This is a genomic window from Sphingomonas sp., assembly GCF_013812825.1.
Classification (GTDB): Bacteria; Pseudomonadota; Alphaproteobacteria; order Sphingomonadales; family Sphingomonadaceae; genus Sphingomicrobium.
In genome coordinates this window covers 1-3,347 of the sequence record NZ_JACCSU010000032.1, presented here as the reverse complement: position 1 = coordinate 3,347, position 3,347 = coordinate 1, and the positions used below count along the sequence as shown (strand labels likewise).

The following is a 3,347-nucleotide window of genomic DNA, read 5'->3' as shown; positions in this document are numbered from 1 at the left end:
CGCCGGGCGATGAAGCGCGCGGTTCAGTCCGCCCTGCGCCTTGGTGCCGAGGGCATTCGAATCACCTGCGCGGGCCGTCTCGGCGGCGCCGAGATCGCGCGCACCGAATGGTACCGCGAGGGCCGGGTGCCGCTGCACACGCTGCGCGGCAACGTCGATTACGCCGAAGCCACCGCCCACACCGCCTACGGCGTGTGCGGGGTCAAGGTATGGGTCTTCAAGGGCGAGATCCTCGGCCACGACCCGCTCGCCCAGGACCGGCTGATGATGGAGGCCCAGACCTCCGGAGTCCGCCCGGCCCGCGAAGACCGTAGCCGCTAAGGAACCTGACACATGCTGCAACCCAAGCGCACCAAGTTCCGAAAGGCCTTCAAGGGCCGGATTCACGGCAACGCCAAGGGCGGGACCGAGCTGAACTTCGGCGCCTATGGCCTGAAAGCGATGGCTCCCGAGCGCATCACCGCGCGCCAGATCGAAGCCGCCCGGCGGGCGATCCAGCGCCACATCAAGCGCCAGGGGCGCCTGTGGATCCGGATTTTCCCGGACGTTCCGGTGAGCTCCAAGCCGGCCGAAGTGCGGATGGGCTCGGGCAAGGGCAGCCCCGAGTTCTGGGTCGCCCGGGTCAAGCCGGGCCGGATCCTGTTCGAGCTCGACGGCATTCCAGGCCCGCTGGCCAAGACCGCGTTCGAGCGTGCGGCCGAGAAACTGCCGATCAAGACCAAGGTCGTCGCGCGCCTCGGCGAGACTTTGGTCGAGGAGGACTAGAGGATGGCCGTCATCGACGATCTCAAGGTCAAGACCGACGACCAGCTGCAGCAGCAGTTGGCCGACCTGAAGCGCGAGCAGTTCAACCTGCGCTTCCAGTCGGCGACCAACCAGCTCGAGAAGCCGTCGCGGGTGCGCGAGGTGCGCCGCACCATTGCCCGCATCCGCACGCTTCAGAATCAGCGGGCCGCGGGCGGGGCCAAACCGAACAAGCGCGCCTCCGCCGAAGCGGCGAAGGTGTAAGGAGACTATAGACGATGCCCAAGCGCGTCCTCACCGGCACCGTGGTGTCGGACAAGGCAGACAAGACCGTGGTGGTCCGCGTCGAGCGGCGGGTGAAGCACCCGCTGTACGGCAAGATCATCCGCCTCTCGAAGAAGTACCATGCTCACGACCAGGACAATTCCTATCGGTCGGGCGAGCAGGTGCGGATCGAGGAGTGCGCGCCGATCTCGAAGCTCAAGACCTGGTCGGTGATCGACCGAATCGGCGAGGCCAAGGCGGCGCCGGTCGAGATCGTCGAGGGCGCGACCGACGAAGCCGAAGCGGCCGCGACCGCCGCGGTCAAGGCCAGGGAAGCGAAGGCGCCGAAGAAGGCGCCGGAACCCAAGGTTGCCGAGGAAGTGACAGCGGAGCCGGCGGCGGCGGAAGCTGAGGCGGCCGAAGCCGAGCCAGCCGAAGCCGAAGCGGCTGCGCCGGCGGAAAAGGATGCTCCGGCCGAGGCCAAGGAGAAGGCGCCCAAGAAGGCTCCGGCCAAGGCCCCGAAGGCTCCGGCCAAGAAGGCTCCGGCGAAAAAGGCTCCGGCCAAGAAAGCCAAGGCGGAAGACGTCGCCGCCGCGGACTCGGCCAAGCCGGCGAAGGATAAGAAGGCCAAGTCATGATCCAGATGCAGTCCAACCTCGAGGTTGCCGACAACAGCGGCGCCAAGCGCGTCCAGTGCATCAAGGTGCTGGGCGGATCGAAACGCCGCACCGCCGGGGTCGGCGACATCATCGTCGTTTCCGTCAAGGAGGCGGCGCCGCGGGGCCGGGTCAAGAAGGGCGACGTCCATCGCGCGGTGATCGTCCGCACGGCCAAGGACATCCGCCGTCCCGACGGTTCGGTGATCCGCTTCGATTCCAACGCCGCGGTGCTGGTCAACAAGAACGAGGAGCCGATCGGCACTCGCATCTTCGGCCCGGTCGTCCGCGAGCTTCGGGCGCGCAAGCACATGAAGATCATCAGCCTTGCGCCGGAGGTGCTGTGATGGCGGCCCAGAAGATCCGCAAGGGCGACAAGGTCGTCGTGCTGTCGGGCAAGGACAAGGGCAAGACCGGTGACGTCGTGCGCGCCATGCCCAAGGACGGCAAGGTGATCGTCTCGGGCGTCAATGTCGCCGTGCGCCACCGCAAGCCGAGCCAGACCAATCCGCAGGGCGGGCTCGAGCGGCGGGAAGCGCCGCTGCACGTGTCGAAGGTCGCGATCGCCGATCCCAAGACCGGCAAGCCGACGCGCGTCCGCTTTGAAACCAAGGACGGCAAGAAGGTCCGAGTGGCCGCCAAGTCCGGGGAGCTGATCCATGGCTGATAAACCCAAAGACCAGAAGGACGAGACGGCGGTGAAGGACGAGCCGGTCGAGGCTACCGAAACCGCCGAGAGCGAAGCTGCAGTGACGCCTGAGGCACCGGCCGCCGAGGCTCCCGCCGCGGACGCTCCCGCAGAGGAGGCTCCGGCTGCCGATGCGCGGGCGGATGAAGCCGCCGCGGCGAAGGCCGAGGACAAGGCCGCCAAGGCCGAGGCCAAGGCTGCCAAGGCGGATGCCGCCAAGGGAGCGAAGCCGGCCGCCAAGACCGAGGGCTACACCCCGCGCCTCAAGGGCGATTACGAGCAGCGCATCGTGCCCGCGATGACCGAGAAGTTCGGCTACAAGAACCGGCTCGAGGTCCCGCGGCTCGACAAGATCGTCATCAACATGGGCGTCGGCGAAGCGACCCAGGACAAGAAGAAGGTCGAGGCCGCCGCGGCCGAGATGCAGGCGATCGCCGGCCAGAAGCCGGTCATCACCAAGGCCAAGAAGTCGATCGCCCAGTTCAAGCTGCGCGAAGGCATGCCGATCGGCTGCAAGGTCACCCTGCGCCGCGACCGGATGTACGAGTTCCTCGACCGGCTGGTGACCGTCGCCTTGCCGCGCGTCCGCGACTTCCGCGGCCTCAATCCGAACTCGTTCGACGGGCGCGGCAATTACGCGCTCGGCCTGAAGGAGCAGATCATCTTCCCCGAGATCAATTACGACCAGATCGAGAAGGTCCGGGGAATGGACGTCATCATCACCACCACCGCCAGGACGGACGAGGAGGCGCGCGAGCTGTTGCGCCTGTTCAACTTCCCGTTCCCGGCGGCGGAAGAACAGAAGCAGGCGGCATAACTCATGGCGAAACTGAGTTCGATCAACAAGAACGAGCGGCGCAAGAAGCTGGTCGAGCGCTACGCGTCGAAATACGCGAAGCTGAAGGCGGTCGCGAACGACAAGTCGAAAGACGACACCGAGCGCATGATCGCCCGGCTGAAGATGGCCGAGCTGCCGCGCAATGCGAACCCGACCC

At 66.8% G+C, this 3,347-nt stretch carries 5 protein-coding genes and 3 pseudogenes; all 8 read left to right on the top strand.

Going from position 1 to position 3,347, the window contains the following annotated elements:
* On the top strand, nucleotides 1-321 hold a 321-nt coding region (gene rpsC, locus H0T81_RS04290; protein ID WP_294010208.1), incomplete at its 5' end, for a 30S ribosomal protein S3.
* A 12-nt stretch (nucleotides 322-333) separates the two neighbouring features.
* Nucleotides 334-765, top strand: a complete 432-nt coding sequence (gene rplP / locus H0T81_RS04285) for a 50S ribosomal protein L16 (RefSeq protein WP_294010205.1) — start codon at nucleotides 334-336, stop codon at nucleotides 763-765.
* 3 nt (nucleotides 766-768) lie between these two features.
* Entirely contained in the window at nucleotides 769-1,008 is a 240-nt protein-coding gene (rpmC, locus tag H0T81_RS04280) for a 50S ribosomal protein L29 (RefSeq protein ID WP_294010202.1), read from the top strand.
* Between the two features lie 14 nt (nucleotides 1,009-1,022).
* Nucleotides 1,023-1,271 (top strand): annotated as a pseudogene (gene rpsQ, locus H0T81_RS04275) (30S ribosomal protein S17); the annotation flags it as partial.
* A gap of 371 nt (nucleotides 1,272-1,642) precedes the next feature.
* Nucleotides 1,643-2,011, top strand: a complete 369-nt coding sequence (rplN, locus tag H0T81_RS04270) for a 50S ribosomal protein L14 (RefSeq protein WP_294010200.1) — start codon at nucleotides 1,643-1,645, stop codon at nucleotides 2,009-2,011.
* Nucleotides 2,011-2,331, top strand: a complete 321-nt coding sequence (gene rplX / locus H0T81_RS04265; RefSeq protein ID WP_294010198.1) for a 50S ribosomal protein L24 — start codon at nucleotides 2,011-2,013, stop codon at nucleotides 2,329-2,331. The genes rplN and rplX overlap by 1 nt, the downstream gene beginning before the upstream one ends.
* A gap of 265 nt (nucleotides 2,332-2,596) precedes the next feature.
* Nucleotides 2,597-3,169: pseudogene (rplE, locus tag H0T81_RS04260) on the top strand (50S ribosomal protein L5); the annotation flags it as partial.
* A 3-nt stretch (nucleotides 3,170-3,172) separates the two neighbouring features.
* Nucleotides 3,173-3,347, top strand: a pseudogene (locus tag H0T81_RS04255) (30S ribosomal protein S14); the annotation flags it as partial.